Source organism: Streptomyces sp. Ru71, from assembly GCF_002920535.1.
In the GTDB taxonomy this organism is placed as follows: Bacteria; Actinomycetota; Actinomycetes; order Streptomycetales; family Streptomycetaceae; genus Streptomyces.
Genome location: NZ_PQSS01000023.1, coordinates 70,636 through 89,465, shown reverse-complemented (window position 1 = coordinate 89,465; position 18,830 = coordinate 70,636). Strand labels below are relative to the sequence as shown.

The 18,830-nt window shown below is 73.8% G+C and carries 18 protein-coding genes; 9 read left to right on the top strand and 9 right to left on the bottom strand.

Annotation, left to right across the window (positions count from 1 at the left end; genetic code table 11):
• The first annotated feature begins 11 nt into the window (after nucleotides 1-11).
• Nucleotides 12-458 carry a type II toxin-antitoxin system PemK/MazF family toxin gene (locus tag C3489_RS16570; RefSeq protein ID WP_103782597.1) on the top strand — a complete coding sequence of 149 codons (447 nt, stop codon included), beginning with the start codon at nucleotides 12-14 and terminating at the stop codon, nucleotides 456-458.
• 98 nt (nucleotides 459-556) lie between these two features.
• Here C3489_RS16570 and C3489_RS16565 read toward each other — a convergent pair whose 3' ends face one another.
• On the bottom strand, nucleotides 557-1,384 hold the full coding sequence (locus C3489_RS16565) for a TIGR02452 family protein (RefSeq protein ID WP_181139699.1): 828 nt from the start codon (nucleotides 1,382-1,384) through the stop codon (nucleotides 557-559).
• Between the two features lie 269 nt (nucleotides 1,385-1,653).
• Between C3489_RS16565 and egtA the strand changes: the two genes are divergently transcribed.
• The 4 genes from egtA to egtD are packed head-to-tail and all read left to right on the top strand — an operon-like array spanning nucleotide 1,654 to nucleotide 6,030.
• Nucleotides 1,654-2,976: an ergothioneine biosynthesis glutamate--cysteine ligase EgtA gene (gene egtA, locus C3489_RS16560; RefSeq protein ID WP_103782596.1), complete on the top strand. Its 1,323-nt coding sequence runs from the start codon at nucleotides 1,654-1,656 to the stop codon at nucleotides 2,974-2,976.
• Complete coding sequence (gene egtB, locus C3489_RS16555; protein ID WP_103782595.1) at nucleotides 2,973-4,292, top strand: ergothioneine biosynthesis protein EgtB; 1,320 nt, start codon at nucleotides 2,973-2,975, stop codon at nucleotides 4,290-4,292. The genes egtA and egtB overlap by 4 nt, the downstream gene beginning before the upstream one ends.
• Entirely contained in the window at nucleotides 4,292-5,071 is a 780-nt protein-coding gene (egtC, locus tag C3489_RS16550; protein WP_103782594.1) for an ergothioneine biosynthesis protein EgtC, read from the top strand. The genes egtB and egtC overlap by 1 nt, the downstream gene beginning before the upstream one ends.
• Complete coding sequence (egtD, locus tag C3489_RS16545; RefSeq protein ID WP_103782593.1) at nucleotides 5,068-6,030, top strand: L-histidine N(alpha)-methyltransferase; 963 nt, start codon at nucleotides 5,068-5,070, stop codon at nucleotides 6,028-6,030. Before egtC ends, egtD begins: the two co-directional genes overlap by 4 nt.
• Before the next feature lie 7 nt (nucleotides 6,031-6,037).
• Here the strand turns inward: egtD and C3489_RS16540 are convergent, their stop codons facing one another.
• On the bottom strand, nucleotides 6,038-7,297 hold the full coding sequence (locus C3489_RS16540; RefSeq protein WP_103782592.1) for an extracellular solute-binding protein: 1,260 nt from the start codon (nucleotides 7,295-7,297) through the stop codon (nucleotides 6,038-6,040).
• Nucleotides 7,298-7,559: 262 nt separating this feature from the next.
• On the opposite strand from C3489_RS16540, the gene C3489_RS16535 reads away from it, so the two are divergent.
• Complete coding sequence (locus tag C3489_RS16535) at nucleotides 7,560-7,775, top strand: dodecin (protein ID WP_103782591.1); 216 nt, start codon at nucleotides 7,560-7,562, stop codon at nucleotides 7,773-7,775.
• A gap of 18 nt (nucleotides 7,776-7,793) precedes the next feature.
• Here C3489_RS16535 and C3489_RS16530 read toward each other — a convergent pair whose 3' ends face one another.
• On the bottom strand, nucleotides 7,794-8,294 hold the full coding sequence (locus C3489_RS16530) for a hypothetical protein (protein ID WP_103782612.1): 501 nt from the start codon (nucleotides 8,292-8,294) through the stop codon (nucleotides 7,794-7,796).
• Nucleotides 8,295-8,335: 41 nt separating this feature from the next.
• Here C3489_RS16530 and C3489_RS16525 point away from each other — a divergent pair, with 41 nt between their 5' ends.
• Nucleotides 8,336-8,782 carry a (2Fe-2S) ferredoxin domain-containing protein gene (locus C3489_RS16525; protein WP_258054717.1) on the top strand — a complete coding sequence of 149 codons (447 nt, stop codon included), beginning with the start codon at nucleotides 8,336-8,338 and terminating at the stop codon, nucleotides 8,780-8,782.
• 75 nt (nucleotides 8,783-8,857) lie between these two features.
• Here the strand turns inward: C3489_RS16525 and C3489_RS39865 are convergent, their stop codons facing one another.
• On the bottom strand, nucleotides 8,858-9,550 hold the full coding sequence (locus tag C3489_RS39865) for a chaplin (RefSeq protein WP_181139698.1): 693 nt from the start codon (nucleotides 9,548-9,550) through the stop codon (nucleotides 8,858-8,860).
• 185 nt (nucleotides 9,551-9,735) lie between these two features.
• Here C3489_RS39865 and C3489_RS16515 point away from each other — a divergent pair, with 185 nt between their 5' ends.
• Together C3489_RS16515 and C3489_RS16510 are read left to right on the top strand one after the other, a co-directional pair.
• Nucleotides 9,736-10,731: an LLM class flavin-dependent oxidoreductase gene (locus C3489_RS16515; RefSeq protein WP_103782590.1), complete on the top strand. Its 996-nt coding sequence runs from the start codon at nucleotides 9,736-9,738 to the stop codon at nucleotides 10,729-10,731.
• A gap of 63 nt (nucleotides 10,732-10,794) precedes the next feature.
• Entirely contained in the window at nucleotides 10,795-13,128 is a 2,334-nt protein-coding gene (locus C3489_RS16510; protein WP_103782589.1) for an excinuclease ABC subunit UvrA, read from the top strand.
• Between the two features lie 113 nt (nucleotides 13,129-13,241).
• Here the strand turns inward: C3489_RS16510 and C3489_RS16505 are convergent, their stop codons facing one another.
• The 5 genes from C3489_RS16505 to C3489_RS16485 all read right to left on the bottom strand — a co-directional run bounded on the left by C3489_RS16505 (nucleotide 13,242) and on the right by C3489_RS16485 (nucleotide 18,828).
• Nucleotides 13,242-14,102 (bottom strand): 1-acyl-sn-glycerol-3-phosphate acyltransferase, encoded by an 861-nt coding sequence (locus C3489_RS16505; RefSeq protein WP_103782588.1) that lies wholly within the window; start codon nucleotides 14,100-14,102, stop codon nucleotides 13,242-13,244.
• A complete protein-coding gene (locus C3489_RS16500; RefSeq protein WP_103782587.1) occupies nucleotides 14,102-14,875 on the bottom strand; it encodes a GNAT family N-acetyltransferase in 774 nt (257 codons plus the stop codon). Before C3489_RS16500 ends, C3489_RS16505 begins: the two co-directional genes overlap by 1 nt.
• Nucleotides 14,876-15,004: 129 nt before the next feature.
• Nucleotides 15,005-16,030 carry a hypothetical protein gene (locus C3489_RS16495; protein WP_103782586.1) on the bottom strand — a complete coding sequence of 342 codons (1,026 nt, stop codon included), beginning with the start codon at nucleotides 16,028-16,030 and terminating at the stop codon, nucleotides 15,005-15,007.
• Nucleotides 16,031-16,129: 99 nt separating this feature from the next.
• A complete protein-coding gene (locus C3489_RS16490) occupies nucleotides 16,130-16,879 on the bottom strand; it encodes a succinate dehydrogenase/fumarate reductase iron-sulfur subunit (RefSeq protein ID WP_103782585.1) in 750 nt (249 codons plus the stop codon).
• A complete protein-coding gene (locus C3489_RS16485; RefSeq protein WP_103782584.1) occupies nucleotides 16,876-18,828 on the bottom strand; it encodes a fumarate reductase/succinate dehydrogenase flavoprotein subunit in 1,953 nt (650 codons plus the stop codon). Before C3489_RS16485 ends, C3489_RS16490 begins: the two co-directional genes overlap by 4 nt.
• Nucleotides 18,829-18,830: the final 2 nt, after the last annotated feature.

Below are 18,830 nucleotides of genomic sequence, written 5' to 3'. Positions count from 1 at the left end.
AGGGTGCCCCCGTGACTGCGTTTACCGACGAGAACGTTCCCGGCCGCTTCGGCCCGACGGCCACCACCGAGGCCGACCCGCGCGAGGTCGGCCGGGTGCGCACCGAGTACTCCCCCGCCCACGACGGCGATCCCGACCCCGGCGAGATCGTCTGGACCTGGGTGCCGTTCGAGGAGAACGACGGCCGGGGCAAGGACCGGCCGGTGCTGGTCGTCGCCCGGGAGGCCGGCGGGACCTTCCTGGCCGTGCAGCTGTCCAGCAAGCGGCACGACGGCGACCGGGAGTGGGTGGCGATCGGCAGCGGCCCGTGGGACCGCTCCGGACGGGACTCCTGGGTCGACGTGGACCGCGTGCTGCGCCTGCACGAGCAGGGCATGCGCCGCGAGGCGTGCGCCCTGGACCGGATGCGCTTCGACCTGGTGCGCAGGCGGCTGGCGGAGCGCTACGGCTGGACCTGAGCGGCCACCGCTACGGCTGGACCCGCGCGGCAACACCGCCAAGCGCCAGGGCTGGCGAAACGCCACGGCTCGGCCCCAGCGGCCACACCCGCCAAGCGCTATGGCTCGACCCGCGCGGCCACGTCCGCGAAGCACCGCTCGAACGCCGCCCGGGTCGCCCCCGTGCGGTCCAGGACGCCGAAGACGACGTGCTCGAACCGGTGAGCGAACCGCCCGCCGGGGACGAGCAGCGCCCGGAACGCCCCGGCCACCCGCGCCGGGTCGTTGCGGAACACCCCGCAGCCCCAGGCGCCCAGCACCAGGCGCCGGTAGCCGTGCGCGGCGGCCGTCTCCAGGACCCGCTCGGCCCGGACGGCGAGTGCGCCGGGCAGCTCGGCCGCGCGGTCGGGGGCCTTGCGCAGCACCACACCGGCGTTCGGCGCCGCAGCGGTCAGGAAACCGACCCGGTAGGGCACCTGCAGCAGGCGGCCCCGGTCGTCGCGGAAGACCGGCACGGCCGGGGAGTGGATGACGCGGTCCGTGTAGAACGGGTCGCGGTGGGTGCGGTGGTGCTCGTAGAACTCCGGGGCCCGCAGCAGGCAGGTGTACAGCGCGGAGGCCCGGCACAGGGCCTCTTCCTGGGCCTGCGCCCCGTTGAGGAAGCCGCCGCCGGGATTGCGGGCGGAGGCGAAGTTCAGCACCGCGACCGGGCGGTGCGCGAGGCGGCGGGCCGCCTCCAGGCTGCTCTCGCCGGTCACCTCGATCCGCGTGTCGGCCGGGGCCGCCTCGGGCACGGGCACCGGCTCGGGGCCGAGCATCCGCGTGTCCCGGCGTGCCGCCTCGATCGCGTCCGCCAGGGACACGGGGTGCCCGTCCGGCCGGACGTAACCGCCCGCCTCGACGATCTTCTGTGTCTCGCGCGCGATGCCGCGCAGCCGCGCGCTCACGGCGTCACCCCCGTGAACGCCGGGAGCGCGCGCTCCCCCGTCGTGCCCATGCACGCATCCTGAGCGATGCTGGTGGTGCGTCGCAACGAGATTTCCTGGGCGTGGAACGTGGCGGAAAACCCACGGGAAAGGAACCTTACGAAGCCCGGAACATGCCGCTGGGCACCCTTGTGCGAAGCGGCACGAGCGTCTTGGGTGGGACGAGCGTGCCGTGCCCGGACCATCCGTGCCGGGCCGGCGGCGTGGTGGACTCTCAGGAGGATCCCGACATGTCCGATTCATCGACCGCCGCGGCGGGTGACTGTACGGAGCACCGAGCACCCCGCACTGCGGTCACCGAAGCCGAGGTGGAAGCCCTGGTCAGGGGCATCTGCTTCAAGACCGGACCACCCCGCCGGCTCGGGGTGGAAGTGGAATGGCTGGTCCATCAGGAGCGCGGTCCGCAGCTCCCCGTGACCGGCGAACGACTCGCCGCGGCCTACGCCGCGCTGCGGAACGTGCCCCTGGGGTCGGCGCTCACCGTCGAACCCGGCGGCCAGCTGGAGCTCAGCTCGCCGCCCGCCGCCTCCCTGACGGAGTGCGTGGGCACCGTCTCCGCCGACCTCGCCGCCGTCCGCGCCGTACTGCGCCGCGACGGCCTGGTCCTGGCCGGCATCGGCCACGATCCCTGGCACTCCCCGCGTCGGTTCCTGCGCGAACCGCGCTACGACGCCATGGAGACCTGCCTGGACCGCACCGGCCCGGCCGGCCGCGCCATGATGTGCACCTCCGCCTCCGTCCAGGTCTGCGTGGACGCCGGGTACGAGGAGCCCGGCCCGCTGGGCCACGGCCGCCGCTGGTGGCTGGCGCACACCCTCGGCGCGGTCCTGGTGGCGGCCTTCGCCAACTCCCCGATGGCCGGGCACCGCCCCACCGGCTGGCGCTCCACGCGGCAGCTGCGCTGGATGGAGATAGGCCCGGGCCGCGCGGGCGCCCCCGATCCGGGCACCGAGCCGCGCGCCGCGTGGGCCCGGCACGTGCTGGACTCGCCCGTGATGTGCGTGCGCGGCGAGGGCGGCCCGTGGGAGGTGCCCGACGGGCTCACCTTCCGTGAGTGGACCCGCTCGCGCGTCCCCCGGCCACCGACCCGCGCCGACCTGGACTACCACCTCACGACGCTGTTCCCGCCGGTCAGGCCGCGCGGCCATCTGGAGCTGCGGATGATCGACGCGCAGCCCGGCGACGACGGCTGGATCGTGCCGCTCGCCGTGACGGCCGCCCTGTTCGACGACCCGGAGGCCGCCGAGAGGGCCTACCGCACGGTGAAGCCGCTGGCCGAACGGGCGCTGTCGCTGCCGGCCCCGCACAATCCGCTGTGGGCCACCGCGGCGCGCGACGCCCTGACCGACCCCGAACTGGCGGAGGCGGCCGCCGACTGCTTCGCGGCGGCGCTCGCGGCGCTGCCCCGGCTCGGCGCCGGTACCGAGGTCACCGACGCCGTGGCGGCCTACCGGGACCGCTATGTGCTCAGGGGCCGCTGCCCCGCCGACGATCTGCTGGACCGACTGCGCGGCACGGACGCTCGCGCCCACGGGAAGGACGACCTGCGATGACCGAGCCCGCGCCCGACGCCGAGCAGCTCCGCGAGCGCGCCCTCACCTCGCTCACCACCGCCCGCGCCCGCACCACCCTGCTGACCGGCTGCGTCGACGAGCCCGACCTGACCGCTCAGCACTCCCCGCTGATGTCCCCGCTGGTGTGGGACCTGGCGCACATCGGCAACCAGGAGGAGCTGTGGCTGCTGCGCACGGTCGGCGGTCAGGAGGCGATACGCCCCGAGATCGACAACCTGTACGACGCCTTCGAGCACCCTCGGGCCGAGCGGCCCTCCCTGCCGCTGCTGCCGCCAGACGAGGCCCGCAGGTACGCCGCCCAGGTGCGCACCCGGGCCCTGGACGTGCTGGAGTCCGCCCGGCTGGACGGCACCCGGCTGACCGAGGCAGGCTTCGCGTTCGGGATGATCGCCCAGCACGAACAGCAGCACGACGAGACGATGCTGATCACCCATCAGCTGCGCACGGGGCCGCAGGCCCTGACCGCCCCGGACCCCGGGCCGGCGCCGCTGTTCACCGGTCCGGCCGAAGTCGTCGTCCCGGGCGGCCCGTTCACCATGGGCACCTCCGGTGAGCCGTGGGCGCTGGACAACGAACGGCCCGCGCACGTACGCCGGGTGGAGCCGTTCGCGATCGACACCACCCCGGTCACCAACGGCGCCTACCAGGCGTTCATCGAGGACGGCGGCTACGACGACCCGCGCTGGTGGACGCGGGAGGGCTGGGACCACGTCCGCCGCCACTCCCTGCACGCGCCGCTGTTCTGGCGCCGCGACGGCGGGCAGTGGCTGCGCCGCCGCTTCGGTGTCACGGAGGTCGTCCCGCCCGACGAGCCGGTGCTGCACGTGTGCTGGTACGAGGCCGACGCCTACGCCCGCTGGGCCGGGCGGCGGCTGCCGACCGAGGCGGAGTGGGAGAAGGCGGCCCGCTTCGACCCGGCGACCGGCGGCTCGATGCGCTACCCGTGGGGCGACGCCGACCCGGAGCCCGAACACGCCAACCTCGGCCAGCGGCATCTGCGCCCGGCCCCGGCCGGCAGCTACCCCAAGGGCGAGTCCCCGCTCGGGGTGCGGCAGTTGATCGGCGACGTGTGGGAGTGGACGGCGAGCGACTTCCTGCCGTACCCGGGCTTCACGGCGTTCCCGTACAAGGAGTACTCGGAGGTGTTCTTCGGGTCCGAGTACAAGGTGCTGCGCGGCGGCTCCTTCGCGGTGGACCCGGTGGCCTGCCGGGGCACGTTCCGCAACTGGGACTACCCGATCCGGCGGCAGATCTTCTCCGGCTTCCGCACGGCCCGCTCCGTGGAGGCCGTCTGATGTGCCGTCACCTCGCGTTCGTGGGAGACCAGGAGCCGCTCGGCCGGCTCCTGGTGGAGCCCCCGCACGGTCTGTACCGCCAGTCCTGGGCGCCCCGGCACCAGCGCTACGGCACGGTGAACGCCGACGGGTTCGGCGTCGGCTGGTACGCCGAGGGCGACCCGGTGCCGGCGCGCTACCGCCGGGCCGGGCCGATCTGGGCCGACCAGTCCTTCGCCGACCTGGCCCGCGTGGTGCGCACCCGGGCGCTGCTGGCCGCCGTACGGGACGCGACGCTGGCCGGTGCCGACGCGGAGGCCGCGGCGGCGCCGTTCGCCGCGGGCCACTGGCTGTTCAGCCACAACGGCGCCATCGCCGGCTGGCCGCGCTCGCTGGCCGCCGTCTCCCGCACCCTGCCCGCCGAGGACCTGCTGGCCCTGGAGGCGCGTACCGACTCGGCACTGGTGTGGGCGCTGGTCCTGGCCCGGCTGCGCTCCGGCGACGAGATGAGCCAGGCGCTCGCGGACACGGTGGCCGAGGTCGCCGCGGCCGCGCCCGGCTCCCGCCTCAACCTGCTGCTCACCGACGGCGACACCGTCGCCGCGACCGCCTGGGGCGACACCCTGTGGTACCTGGCCGGGCCGGGCCGCCGCACGGTGGTGGCCTCCGAGCCCTACGACGACGACCCGCTGTGGCACGAGGTCCCGGACCGCACCCTGCTGGTGGCGAACCGTACGGACGTGCTGCTCACCCCGCTGAAGGACACCGAGGACGCACCCGGCAAGGAGCCCCGACCGTGAGCCCGTTCCAGATCACCCGCACCCTGCCGGAGGACGCCACCGACGCCGCCCTGCGCGCGGACGTCCTCGACGGCCTCACATCCATCCCCAAGACGCTGCCGCCGAAGTGGTTCTACGACGCCCACGGCAGCGACCTGTTCGAGCGGATCACCGCGCTGCCCGAGTACTACCCGACCCGCGCCGAGCGCGAGATCCTCAAGGACCGTGCCGGGGACATCGCCGCCGCCACCGGTGCCCGCACACTGGTCGAGCTGGGCTCCGGCTCCTCGGAGAAGACCCGGTACCTGATCGACGCGCTGACCTCGCTGCGCGGCTATGTGCCGGTCGACGTCAGCGAGAGCGCGCTCGTCCAGGCCGGGCAGGCGCTCGTCGCCGAGCGGCCGGACCTCGACGTGCATGCCCTGATCGCCGACTTCACCGGCGCGCTGGCCCTGCCGGACACCCCGGGACCGCGGCTGGTGGCGTTCCTCGGCGGCACGATCGGCAACCTGCTGCCGGCCGAGCGGGCCACGTTCCTCGCCTCGGTGCGGGCGCTGCTCTCCCCCGGTGACGCGCTGCTGCTCGGCACGGACCTGGTCAAGGACGAACGGGTCCTGGTCCGCGCCTACGACGACGCGGCCGGGGTGACGGCGGCGTTCAACAAGAACGTGCTGGCCGTGATCAACCGTGAGCTGGGCGCCGACTTCGAACCGGAGGCGTTCGACCATGTCGCCCTGTGGAACGCCGAGCGCGAGTGGATCGAGATGCGGCTGCGGGCCCGCACCGCGCAGACGGTGAAGGTGCCCGCGCTCGACCTGGCCGTGGACTTCGCGGCGGGCGAGGAACTGCGCACCGAGGTGTCGGCGAAGTTCCGCGAGGACGGGGTGCGGGCCGAACTGGCCGCCGCCGGAATGGAGCTGACCCACTGGTGGACCGACCGGGAGCGGAGGTTCGCGCTGTCGCTGGCCGCCGCTCGCTGAGCGCGGCTCACCGCAGGCTCACCCGGAGCGCCTCGGTGATCCGGCGTGAGGCGTCGCGGGCGGCGCCGGCGGGGTCGGCACCGGTCAGCACTGCGGTCATGTACCGCTTGATCGGGTTGTCGGCCTCGACCACCGCCCACTCGGGTGTGCTGGGGGTCGCCCGGCCGTGCGCGGCTGAAGCCGCCATGGCCGCGACCCCCTCCTCGCCGGCGACGGCCGGGGCGAGCCGGGCCTTGTTCGGCACGTAGTTCATGGTGCGGGCCAGGTCGCTGTCCCACTTGTCGCCGGTGAGGGCGGCGACGACGGCGAGGGCGCCCTTGCGGTCGTCGGTGTTCTGCGGCACGACGAGGTCGGAGCCGCCGGTGAACACGGCGCCGGTGCGGCCGGCGCTCCGGCCGGGGACGGGGAAGAAGCCGAGCTTGCCCTTGAGGCCGGGGTTCTGCCGCTCCACGGCCTGGGCGAGTCCGGGGACGGCCACGATCTGCGCGACCTTCCCGGAGGCGAACACGCCGGCCTGCGGCGGGTGTTCCTCGTCGGCGCCGGCCGGGCCGTCGCCGAGGGCGTGCAGCCGCCGGTAGAAGTCCATGCCGCGCAGTGCCGCCGGGGAGTCCAGGGTGCCGCGCCAGCCGCCGTCGCGCTCCACGGCGAGCTCGCCGCCCTCGTCCCAGATGAACCCGGCGAGCGTGTACCAGTCCTGTCCGGCCAGGTAGATGCCCTGGGTGTCACCGGAGTTCAGCTTGCGGGTGGCCTCCAGCCACTCCTGCCGGGTCTTCGGCGGCGCGTCGATGCCGGCCTGGGCGAAGAGGTCCTTGCGGTAGATGACGACCCGGTTGGCGGCGTACCAGGGGATGCCGAACTGCTGTCCGTCGCGCTGCCCCGGTTCGGCGAGGCCGGGCAGCCAGTCGTCCAGGCCCCAGTCCCGCATGGACTCCAGGGTCAGGTCGGTCAGTCCGCCCTTGTCGATGTACTGGGGCACCTGGGTGTTGCCGACCTCGATGACGTCCGGGCCGTCGGCGCCGTCGGCCTTCAGCGCGGCCTCCACCTTGGCGCCGATGCCGGTCCACTGCTGGATGCGGATGTCGAGCGCGAGGTCGGAGTGGGTGCGCTCGAAGTCGTCGGTGAACCGGCGCAGGAAGTCCGGAGAGGCGCTGTCCTTCATCAGCCAGACGGTGACGGTGCGGCGCCCGTCGCCGCTGTGCGGCAGGACACCGCAGGCGGTGAGCAGGCAGGCGGACACACAGGCGAGGGCGAGCAGGCGGCGTGGCACGAGGGGCTCCCGGGGTCCTGGTCTCAGGGCTTTCGGCTGCGGACAGCCGCGGGCAGGGAAACGAGACCCGACGTGGGGGACGAGCGAGTGACTCGAACGGGTGTGCCGGATTTTGGTATGGACCAATACGAGGGGTCAAGGGTTTCCCCGGGTAAAGCGCACCCGGGCCGGGGCGGACGCCTCGCGCCGAGCCGCACCTTGGGGCACGGTGGAGTGACGCGTGACACACGCGTGGCCACCGCCCCGCGAGAGGAGCACCCGCATGTCGAACCACACCTACCGGGTCACGGAGATCGTCGGCACCTCACCCGACGGTGTCGACACAGCGATTCGCAACGGCATCGCCCGCGCCTCGCAGACCCTGCGCAACCTGGACTGGTTCGAGGTGACACAGGTGCGCGGGCAGATCGAGAACGGGGAGATCGCCCACTGGCAGGTCGGACTGAAGGTGGGCTTCCGCCTGGAGGAGTCGGACTGAGCCGGCCGGCCCACCGGATCAGGTACGGCCTTCCCGCTCCTGGGCCACCTTCAGCTCGGTCGACGGGGTGGCCCAGCGCGCCCGCAGCACGGTGAACCCCTCCCGCTCGGCGTCGTCGCACACCAGCTCGTCGTCGTCCACGAGGACCCGGATCTCGCGGCTGCGGGCGAGCCGGCGCAGGGTCTCCAGCTTGGTGCGCCGGGCGGGCCGGCGGTCCTCGTCGCGCCGCATGTACACGCGCCCCTCGGGCAGCCCGTGCTCCGCCAGCCAGTCCAGCGTGTCGGCCCGGTACCGCTCGGGCCGCCCGGTGAGATAGACGACCTCGCACTCCCGGGCGCTGTCCACGGCCAGCGCGACGCCCTCCGCGAGCGGCGGGTCCTGCGGCGCGGCGGCGAAGAAGCCGTCCCAGTCACGGGGCTTGCGCTCCAGGAACCGCTGGCGGTGCGCCGTGTCGGCGAGTGTGTTGTCGAGGTCGAACACGGCCAGCGGACGGCGGGACGTGCGGGACGTAACAGTCACGCGGTCCACCCTAGCCCCGCCGTATGGATCATGCTTCTCCCATGCGATCCCCCGTCCGGTCCACCACCCGGTCCACCGTCCCCGCCGCCCGGTCCACCGCGCCCCGTCGGGCCTTCCTCGGCGCGGCCGGGCAGCGGCCCTGCACGCTCGTCGTGTGCCGGGGCTGCTGCTGCGGCAACGCCCGCAAGCACCCCGGCACCGATCACGCCTGGCAGCTGCAGCGGCTGCGCGCCGCGGCGGCCGAGCACGGCTTCCAGGTCCGTACGACCGACTGCCTCGGCCCCTGCGACCAGGCGAACGTCATCGTCGTCCAGCCGTCGGCCGCGGGACGCCGGGCCGGCGGACGGGCCGTGTGGGTGGGGTTCGCCACGGACGACGACTGCACCCAGGAGGTCATCGACTGGGCCGCGGCGGGCGGCCCCGGCGTGGCCGCGCCGCCGGTGACGCTGGAGTTGCAGGTCATCCGGCGGCCGGGGGCCCGCAGGTAGCTTCCCGCACGGCGTCCGGCAGCCTGCCCGCACGGCGTGGACCGTTCGGGCAGGCTGCCGGACGTGACCCGCTGATCAGCCCTCGGCGCCCGGCCGGTAGCGCCGGTACAGGGCCGCACCGCCCAGCAGCAGCGCCCCGCTCGCCATCGCGGCCGGGAACAGGCCGTCGGAGCCGGTCTCGGCGAGGGTGCCGACGGCGGTCTCCTCCCGCACCGGGGTGCGCACCAGGGCCGGCTCGTGGTCGGGGGCGGGCGGCTCGGCGTGCACCGGCGGCACCGTGTTGTCGACCGGCTCGCTCGGCCTGGCCGGCGGCGTCCGCGGCTCGGTGGGCTCCTCGGGGCGCTCACCGGAGGTGTTGGACGACTCGTTGCCGAAGACCGGGTTGTCGATGCCGACGATGTTCGCCGTGTTGCCGCTGACGTTCACCGGCAGGTCCACCGGCAGCTGGACGCCGTTGCCGGAGATCACGCCGGGCGAGTCCTTCGTGACCTGCTCGGCCGAGGCGCCACCGGACTTGTGGCCCGAGCCGCCCTTGGTGGCGCAGCTGTTGCCGAACGCGGGGTTGAGCAGACCCACCACGTCGACGCTGTTGCCGCACACGTTCACCGGCACCGCCACCGGGAGCTGGATGCCGTTGCCGGAGCCGACACCGGGCGAACCGGCCACGGTGCCGTCGGCCGTCGAGTCGGCGTGCGCCGCCGGGACCATGGCCATCGCGCCGGACGCGGCTGCCACCGCGATCAGGGTGTTGCGGGTAACCCGCTTCATGAGGTTTCCCTGCCTTCCACAGATGAGAGAAACGCGGGCCCTCGCCCGCAACAGATGCAACGCGGACCGGCGGGCTGGGTTATGGAGAATCCACCGTTCGCGCGCCCGGACCCGCGCCGGCGTGTCCATCCGCTCACGCGGCGTGACGGCGGGAATCCCCCGGAACCAGGGGCGTTGACACCGATGTGAGTGCGCTGATCACCCGGACCCGTTTCTCCGTCCTCGACCGCTCCCGCACCCGCGAGGGGCACCCTCCCGGCGAGGCGCTGCGCGCCACCGTGCGTCTCGCGCGGGAGGTGGAGCGGCTCGGCTACCACCGGTTCTGGGTGTCGGAGCACCACGGCGTGCCGGGCGTGGCCGGCTCCGCGCCGACGGTGCTGGCCGCGGCGGTGGCCGGCGCGACGGAGCGCATCCGTGTCGGCACCGGCGGGGTGATGCTCCCCAACCACCAGCCCCTGGTCGTCGCCGAGCAGTTCGGGGTGCTGGAGTCGCTCTTCCCCGGCCGGATCGACATGGGGCTCGGCCGCTCGGTCGGCTTCACCGACGGGGTGCGCAAGGCGCTCGGCCGCGACAAGGGCGACGCCGAGGACTTCGCCGCGCAACTGCGGGAGCTGCTCGGCTGGTTCAGCGGCACCTCCCCGACCGGGGTGCACGCGCGGCCCGCGGAGGGGCTCAGCGTGCCGCCGTTCGTGCTGGCCATGGGCGAGGGCGCGGCCATCGCGGCCCGGCTCGGCCTGCCCCTGGTGATCGGCGACCTGCGCGACCGCGAGAGGATGCGGCGCGGCATCGGCACCTACCGCGAGCGCTTTTGGCCCTCGCCCTGGGCGAGCGAGCCGTACGTGGTGGTCTCCGGCACGATCGCCGTGGCCGCGACGGAGCAGGCGGCCCGTCGGCTCCTGCTGCCGGAGGCCTGGTCGATGGCGTACTCCCGCACGCACGGCACCTTCCCGCCGCTGCCGCCCGCCGAGGCGGTGGAGGCCCGCACGATGACCGCCAAGGAGCGCGGCCTGTACGAGTCGGGGCTCACCGGGCACATCGCCGGCACCGAGGAGCAGGTCGCCGCCGAACTGGAGACGCTGCTGAAGGAGACGGAGGCGCAGGAGGTGCTCGTCACCACCAGCACCTACGACCGGGCGGCGCTGCTGGACTCCCATCGGCGGCTGGCCACGCTGTTCGCATAGAATCGCGGGGTTTGTCCCCCCAGCAGCCGGGTCCGCCCCCAGCAGTCGTACGGAGTCACCGCCATGCACAGCACCCACGACCCGTACGTCCGGGTCCGCGGCGCCCGTGAGCACAACCTGAAGGGCGTGGACGTCGACATCCCGCGTGACGTGGTCGCCGTGTTCACCGGGGTGTCCGGGTCGGGGAAGTCGTCCCTGGCGTTCGGGACGATCTACGCCGAGGCGCAGCGCCGGTACTTCGAGTCGGTGGCGCCGTACGCTCGGCGGCTGATCCACCAGGTGGGGGCGCCCAAGGTGGGCGAGATCACCGGGCTGCCGCCGGCGGTGTCACTGGAGCAGCGCCGCTCGGCGCCGACCTCGCGTTCCTCGGTGGGCACGGTGACCAACCTGTCCAACTCGCTGCGGATGCTGTTCTCCCGGGCCGGCACCTATCCGCCCGGCGCCGCACGGCTCGACTCCGACGCGTTCTCGCCGAACACGGCGGCCGGCGCCTGCCCCGCCTGCCATGGCCTCGGCCATGTGCACGACACCAGCGAGGAGTTGCTGGTGCCGGACCCCTCGCTGTCGATCCGGGAGGGCGCGATCGCCGCCTGGCCGGGCGCCTGGCAGGGCAAGAACCTGCGGGACATCCTCGACGCGCTCGGGTACGACGTGGACCGGCCCTGGCGGGAGCTGCCCGCCGGGCAGCGGGAGTGGATCCTGTTCACCGACGAGCAGCCGGTGGTGACCGTGCACCCGGTGCGGGACGCCGACCGCATCCAACGGCCGTACCAGGGGACGTACATGAGCGCGCGGCGGTATGTGCTCAAGACGTTCGCGGACTCCAGGAGCCAGACGCTGCGGGCGAAGGCGGAGCGGTTCCTGAGCAGCACGCCCTGCCCGGCCTGCGGGGGCAGCCGGCTGCGGCCCGAGGCGCTGGCGGTGACCTTCGCGGGCCGCACGATCGCCGAGCTGGCGGCGCTGCCACTGGCGGAGCTGGCGGACACGCTGACCGCCGACGGCGAGACGGCCCGCGTCCTCACCGAGGACCTGAAGTCCCGGATCGCCCCCGTCGTCGAGCTGGGCCTGGGCTACCTCAGCCTGGACCGGGCCACGCCCACCCTCTCGGCGGGCGAGCTGCAGCGGCTGCGGCTGGCGACACAGCTGCGCTCGGGGCTGTTCGGGGTGGTGTACGTCCTGGACGAGCCGTCGGCGGGGCTGCACCCGGCGGACACCGAGGCGCTGCTGACGGTGCTGGCGCGGCTGAAGGCGGCCGGGAACTCGGTGTTCGTGGTCGAGCACCACCTGGACGTGGTGCGCGGCGCCGACTGGCTGGTGGACGTGGGGCCGCGGGCCGGCGAGCACGGCGGGCGGGTGCTGCACAGCGGGCCGGTCGCCGGGCTGGCGGAGGTGGCGGAGTCGGCGACGGCGCGCTTCCTGTTCGACGGCTCCCCCGCGCCGGTGCGCGAGGTGCGGACCCCGCGGGGGAATCTGACGGTCGGCCCGGTCACCCGGCACAATCTGCGGGGGGTGACCGTCGAGTTCCCGCTGGGCGTGTTCACGGCCGTCACCGGAGTGTCGGGTTCCGGCAAGTCGACGCTGGTCGGCCAGATCACGCAGGACCTGCCGGGCGTGGGCCGGCTGGTGTCGGTGGACCAGAAGCCGATCGGCCGGACCCCGCGCTCCAACCTGGCGACGTACACCGGCCTGTTCGACGTCGTACGGAAGGTCTTCGCGGCCACGGACGAGGCGCGCGCCCGGGGTTACGGGGCGGGCCGGTTCTCCTTCAACGTGCCGGGCGGGCGCTGCGAGACCTGCCAGGGCGAGGGCTTCGTCAGCGTGGAGCTGCTGTTCCTGCCGAGCACCTACGCGCCGTGCCCGGACTGCGGCGGCGCCCGCTACAACCCCGAGACGCTGCGGGTGACGTACCGGGGGCGGACGATCGCCGAGGCGCTGGACCTGACGGTGGAGGCGGCGGCGGAGTTCTTCGCCGACACCCCGGCCGCCGCGCGCAGCCTGGGGACACTGCTGGACGTGGGGCTCGGCTATCTGCGGCTCGGGCAGCCGGCGACGGAGCTGTCCGGCGGTGAGGCGCAGCGCATCAAGCTGGCGAGCGAGCTGCAGCGCGGCCGGCGCGGTCACACGCTGTACCTGCTGGACGAGCCGACGACCGGGCTGCACCCGGCCGACGTGGAGGTGCTGATGCGCCAGCTGCACGGTCTGGTGGACGCCGGGCACACGGTGGTCGTCGTCGAGCACGACATGACGGTGGTCGCCGGTGCCGACCGGGTGATCGACCTGGGGCCGGGCGGCGGCGACGCGGGCGGCCGGATCGTGGCGGCGGGCACCCCCGGGGAGGTCGCCCGCGCCAAGGGCAGCGCGACGGCACCGTACCTGGCACGGGCACTGGACGGCTGACGGTCCGCACGAGGGGCCGGGCTGCGACCTGAGCCGCGCGAACCTCGACCTCGGTCCGCTGGGCCGGTGGCTCGACGACCCCGAGTCGTGACGAGAGGCCTCGGCGGGCGGGGTCAGACCGCGTGCCCGAGGCGTGGCCCGGTCTCGCTCCGGTCCGCCGTCGGACCCCGCCCCGGTGCTGGTGCGCCGTGCCGCACGTCCTGTGTGAGGCGGTGCGCGGCATCGGCCAGTGCCCGGCGGTCGGCGTGCGCGCCGGGCCGGAGCGGGCAGCACACCTCGACCTCGGCCACCAGCTTGCGTGCCGTGACCACCCGCCACACGGACGCCAGCAGCGGGTCCGTTCCGACGAACGCGGGCGCCGTGCTCACGGCCCCGCCGGCCTGGCGGTAGCGGATGCGCACCGGCTGCACCGGTACGGCCGCGTCCAGCGCCGCCTGGAAGGCGGCCCGGCGGAAGCGGCCCTGGGCCCGGCCGCACCAGGTGCTGCCCTCGGGGAAGACCGCGACGGCGTGCCCGGCGCGCAGCGCGTCCGCGATGCGGGCGACGGTGCCGGGCAGGGCGCGCAGCCGGTCCCGGTCGATGAACAGCGCGCCGCCGCGCGCGGCCAGCGCCCCGGCGACGGGCCAGTGGCGTATCTCGGCCTTGGCGAGCATGCGGGCGGGGCGCACCGCGGCCAGCAGCGGGATGTCCAGCCAGGAGATGTGGTTGGCGACCAGCAGCACACCGCCGGTGGAGGCGGCGGCGGTGCCGGTCATTCGTATCCGCACGCCCGCCGCGCGCACGATCCACCGGCACCAGCGCCGCACGGCCGCCGCCGGGATCCTCCCACCCAGCGGTGACAGGGCGATGCCGGCGAGCAGCAGGAGCAGCACCCCGGTCAGCCGCAGCACCGCCCGCGGTACGGCTGCGGCGCGGGCGCTCGCCTCCACGCACGCCCCCGGGGTGCAGGGGGCGCTGGGCAGCCAGACGCTCATCAGGCCGGGACGAGGGAGAGGAAGTGCCGCAGATAGCGCGGGTCGACCCGGCGCATCGGCAGCAGCACGTACAGGTCGGCGACCCCGAAGTCCGGGTCGTGGGCGGGCTCCCCGCACACCCAGGCGCCCAGCCGCAGATAGCCGCGCAGCAGGGCGGGCAGCTCGGCGCGGGAGGCCGGCGCGGGCGCGGTGGGCGCGGTCCACGGCAGCAGCGGCCGGACCCGGAACTCCTGCGGGGCGAGGTGCCGCTCGCGCATCCGGTCCCAGGTGGCGGCGGCGAGGGTGCCGCCGTCCGCGAGCGGCAGGGAGCAGCAGCCGGCCAGCCACTCGTGGCCGTGGTCGACCATGTAGCGGGCGATGCCGGCCCAGATCAGGCCGATGACGGCGCCGTCGCGGTGGTCGGGGTGGACGCAGGAGCGGCCGACCTCGACCAGGCCGGGGCGGATCGCGTCGAGCGCGGTGAGGTCGAACTCGCCCTCGGAGTACAGCCGGCCGGCGACGGCGGCGCGCTCGGGCGGCAGCAGCCGGTAGGTACCGACGACCTGGCCGCTGATCTCCTCGCGCACCAGCAGGTGATCGCAGTACGCGTCGAAGGCGTCCATGTCGTACCCGGGCTCGGGGGTGGTGAGCAGGGCGCCCATCTCCCCGGCGAAGACGTCGTGCCGCAGCCGCTGCGCGGCACGCACGTCGTCCTCGTCCCGGGCGAGGGTGACGGTGTAGCGGGTGGGCGCGGCGGGCCGCGGGGGACGGTCGAGGGTGGAAACGCCGGTCATGGGTCACTCCTGGCACGGCCGTGAGGGGGACGGAGGCGGTACCCCTCGTTTCTTCCGACGCCGGTTGGCGGGGACGTGACCGGTGCCAGGAGTGAGGATGTGGAGATGTTGAACGGCGCGGGGCCGGGGCTACCCGGCGGGCTTGCAGAGGCTCAGCAGCCGCCCCGCCTCCTCGGTGCCGAGGACCCGCTCCAGGACGAGGTCGCCGGTCATGTTCGGGAAGAACCGCCCGGCGGGCCAGCTGCGCTCGTAGGGCGGCGGGTCGAGGACCAGCAGGCGTACGCCGTCGACCACGGGGATGTCCGAGGGCGTGCCCTCGTTCCACACCCACTCCCCGTCGGGGGCGACCAGGTTGAACGAGCCCTTGGTGAGCACCTGGCCCGGCTGGTCCCGGCACACCGCCACCTCCTGGGCGGACGGCGCGTGGCCGGGGAGGTGGCCGCCGCCGACGAGGGCGTCGGCGAGCAGGGTGTGCAGCTGGAAGTTGTCGCCGATCCCGCTCATCCGCAGCGCGTATCCGGTGCCGGTCGGGCGGTGCAGCGCGACGAGCGGCTCGTCGTCGAGGACGAGCAGGGCGTAGGCGAGGCACTTGAAGACGTGACCGGAGGCCTCCTCCACCGGGCGCAGGGCTTCGAGCAGCCGGGTGCGCAGGGGGTCGCCGAGCGAGGTGCGCACCTCGGGGCGGCTCAGCATCGCGACGGACGCCATCTCCCACTGGGGCAGCGTCCACCAGCCCTGGGCGGCCTCCCAGCCGACCCGCTCGACGACGGCGGGGTCCGGGTCGCCGGGTTCCGGCGCGGGGAAGTCCCCTCCCCCGGTCTGTGCCCAGCGCTCGCAGAACGCGCCGGCGTCGGCCAGCGTCCCGGCGAGCCCGTCGAAGACGTACGGCGCGCAACCGCGGGCGTCCGCCCCCCGCTCCACGCAGGCGCCGACCACCACGGCGATCACGCCGCGCGGGCCCGCGGGCACCTCGGCGAGCAGCGCGGCCAGCCGCGGGCCGGCGTCCGCGATCTCCTCGTCGCCCGCCTGGTCGAAGTACCGGTGAATCTCCTGGAACGCCTGCGTCGACCGGTCACCGTCCCGGTCGCGCACCGCGGCCTCGAACGCCGTGACGGCGTCGCGAAGCCGCTTCCTCCCCTTGTTGCCGAAGATCATGCGGGGACCCTACCGCCGCCCACTGACAACGGTTCCCGGCGGGACCGGAGTTCGAGCACCACACCCGGTCCCGCCCGTCCGCACCCTGCCGGCGAACGCCTACCGCCCCGCGACCTTGCGGGTCGCGCGCAGCCACTCCTTGTTCATGTGCGTGATGGAGGTCAGCGGGATGCCCTTGGGGCAGGCGGTAGCGCATTCCCCGGTGAGGGTGCAGCCGCCGAAGCCCTCGGCGTCCATCTGGGTCACCATGTCCAGCACGCGGGTCTCGCGTTCCGGGGCGCCCTGGGGCAGGACGCCCAGGTGGTTGACCTTCGCGGAGGTGAACAGCATCGCCGCGCCGTTGGGGCAGGCGGCGACGCAGGCGCCGCAGCCGATGCACTCGGCGTGCTCGAAGGCGTAGTCGGCGTCGGCCTTCGGGACGGGGGTCGCGTGGGCCTCGGGCGCGGAGCCGGTCGGGGCGGTGATGTAGCCACCGGCCTGGATGATCCGGTCGAAGGCCGAGCGGTCGACGACCAGGTCCTTCACGACCGGGAAGGCCGCCGCCCGCCACGGCTCGATGTCGATGGTGTCGCCGTCCTGGAAGGACCGCATGTGCAGCTGGCAGGTGGTGGTGCGCTCCGGGCCGTGCGCGTCGCCGTTGATGACGAGGCTGCACGCGCCGCAGATGCCCTCGCGGCAGTCGTGGTCGAAGGCGACCGGGTCCTCACCGGCCAGGATGAGCCGTTCGTTGAGGACGTCCAGCATCTCCAGGAAGGACATGTCGGGCGAGATGCCGTCCACCTCGTAGGTGGACATGGCGCCGTCGGCGTCGGCGTTCTTCTGCCGCCAGACGCGCAGGGTGAGCTTCATGCGTAGCTCCGCTGGGTGGGGTGGACGTACTCGAAGACCAGGTCTTCCTTGTGCAGGGTGGGCGCCTCGCCGGTGCCGGTGAACTCCCAGGCCGCCGCGTAGGAGAACTCGTCGTCCTTGCGGGCCGCCTCGCCGTCGGGCGTCTGGGACTCCTCGCGGAAGTGGCCGCCGCAGGACTCGGCGCGGTGCAGCGCGTCGAGGCACATCAGCTCGGCCAGCTCCAGGTAGTCAACGATGCGGTTGGCCTTCTCCAGCGACTGGTTGAACTCCTCGCCGGTGCCGGGCACCTTGATGCGCCGCCAGAACTCCTCGCGGATCTGCGGGATGCGGTCGAGCGCCTTGCGCAGGCCCTCGTCCGTGCGGGCCATGCCGCACAGCTCCCACATCAGCTCGCCGAGTTCGCGGTGGAAGGAGTCCGGGGTGCGGTCGCCGTCGACGGACAGCAGCAGGTTCAGCCGGTCCTCGGTCTCGGCCAGGACCTCCTGCACCACGGGGTGGTCGTCGTTGACCTCGTCCTTGTGCGGGTTGCGCGCGAGATAGTCGTTGATCGTCGCCGGGAGGACGAAGTAGCCGTCGGCCAGGCCCTGCATCAGCGCGGACGCGCCGAGCCGGTTGGCGCCGTGGTCGGAGAAGTTCGCCTCACCGATCGCGAACAGGCCGGGAATGGTGGTCTGCAGGTCGTAGTCCACCCACAGGCCGCCCATCGTGTAGTGCACGGCCGGGTAGATCCGCATCGGCACCCGGTACGGATCCTCGTCGGTGATCCGCTGGTACATGTCGAAGAGGTTGCCGTACTTGGCCTCGACGGCCTTGCGGCCCATGCGCTTGATCGCGTCGGCGAAGTCCAGGTACACGCCCTGGCCGCCCGGGCCGACACCGCGGCCCTCGTCGCAGACGTTCTTCGCGGCGCGGGAGGCGATGTCGCGCGGGACCAGGTTGCCGAAGGAGGGGTAGATGCGCTCCAGGTAGTAGTCGCGCTCGTCCTCGGGGATCTCGTTCGGCGGGCGGGTGTCACCCTTGGCCTTGGGCACCCAGATCCGGCCGTCGTTGCGCAGCGACTCGCTCATCAGCGTCAGCTTCGACTGGTGGTCGCCGGTGCGCGGGATGCAGGTGGGGTGGATCTGCGTGAAGCAGGGGTTGGCGAAGTACGCGCCGCGCCGGTGCGCCCGCCACACGGCGGTCGCGTTGGAGTTCATGGCGTTCGTCGACAGGTAGAAGACGTTGCCGTAGCCGCCGCACGCGAGGACGACCGCGTCGGCGAAGTACGTGTCGATCTTCCCGGTGATCAGGTCGCGGGCGACGATGCCGCGGGCCCGGCCGTCGACAACGATCAGGTCGAGCATCTCCGTGCGCGGGTGCATCTCCACGTTGCCCGCGGCGATCTGCCGGCTCAGGGCCTGATAGGCGCCGAGCAGCAGCTGCTGGCCCGTCTGGCCGCGCGCGTAGAAGGTGCGGGAGACCTGCACGCCGCCGAAGGAGCGGGTGTCGAGCAGGCCGCCGTACTCGCGGGCGAAGGGCACGCCCTGGGCCACGCACTGGTCGATGATCTCCACGGAGATCTGTGCGAGCCGGTGCACGTTGGACTCGCGCGCCCGGAAGTCGCCGCCCTTGACGGTGTCGTAGAACAGGCGGTGGACGGAGTCGCCGTCGTTGCGGTAGTTCTTCGCCGCGTTGATGCCTCCTTGCGCGGCGATGGAGTGGGCGCGGCGCGGGGAGTCCTGGTAGCAGAACTGGACGACGTGGTAGCCCTGTTCGGCCAGGGTGGCGCCCGCCGAGCCGCCGGCCAGTCCGGTGCCGACGACGATGACCGTGTGCTTGCGCCGGTTGGCGGGGTTGACCAACTTGGCCTCGAAGCGCCGCTTGTCCCAGCGCTCGTGGATCGGCCCGGTGGGGGCCTTGGTGTCGACGACGGGCTCGCCGACCGTGTAGTTGACGTATGCAGCGCTCATCT

What these genes read in the sequence shown, in the direction of transcription:
- egtA (WP_103782596.1), top strand. Translation starts at nt 1,654, where the DNA reads ATGTCCGATTCATCGACCGCCGCGGCGGGTGACTGTACGGAGCACCGA.
- egtB (WP_103782595.1), top strand. Translation starts at nt 2,973, where the DNA reads ATGACCGAGCCCGCGCCCGACGCCGAGCAGCTCCGCGAGCGCGCCCTC.
- egtC (WP_103782594.1), top strand. Translation starts at nt 4,292, where the DNA reads ATGTGCCGTCACCTCGCGTTCGTGGGAGACCAGGAGCCGCTCGGCCGG.
- C3489_RS16535 (WP_103782591.1), top strand. Translation starts at nt 7,560, where the DNA reads ATGTCGAACCACACCTACCGGGTCACGGAGATCGTCGGCACCTCACCC.
- C3489_RS16525 (WP_258054717.1), top strand. Translation starts at nt 8,336, where the DNA reads ATGCGATCCCCCGTCCGGTCCACCACCCGGTCCACCGTCCCCGCCGCC.
- C3489_RS39865 (WP_181139698.1), bottom strand. Translation starts at nt 9,550, where the DNA reads ATGAAGCGGGTTACCCGCAACACCCTGATCGCGGTGGCAGCCGCGTCC.
- C3489_RS16510 (WP_103782589.1), top strand. Translation starts at nt 10,795, where the DNA reads ATGCACAGCACCCACGACCCGTACGTCCGGGTCCGCGGCGCCCGTGAG.
- C3489_RS16505 (WP_103782588.1), bottom strand. Translation starts at nt 14,102, where the DNA reads ATGAGCGTCTGGCTGCCCAGCGCCCCCTGCACCCCGGGGGCGTGCGTG.
- C3489_RS16500 (WP_103782587.1), bottom strand. Translation starts at nt 14,875, where the DNA reads ATGACCGGCGTTTCCACCCTCGACCGTCCCCCGCGGCCCGCCGCGCCC.
- C3489_RS16495 (WP_103782586.1), bottom strand. Translation starts at nt 16,030, where the DNA reads ATGATCTTCGGCAACAAGGGGAGGAAGCGGCTTCGCGACGCCGTCACG.
- C3489_RS16490 (WP_103782585.1), bottom strand. Translation starts at nt 16,879, where the DNA reads ATGAAGCTCACCCTGCGCGTCTGGCGGCAGAAGAACGCCGACGCCGAC.
- C3489_RS16485 (WP_103782584.1), bottom strand. Translation starts at nt 18,828, where the DNA reads ATGAGCGCTGCATACGTCAACTACACGGTCGGCGAGCCCGTCGTCGAC.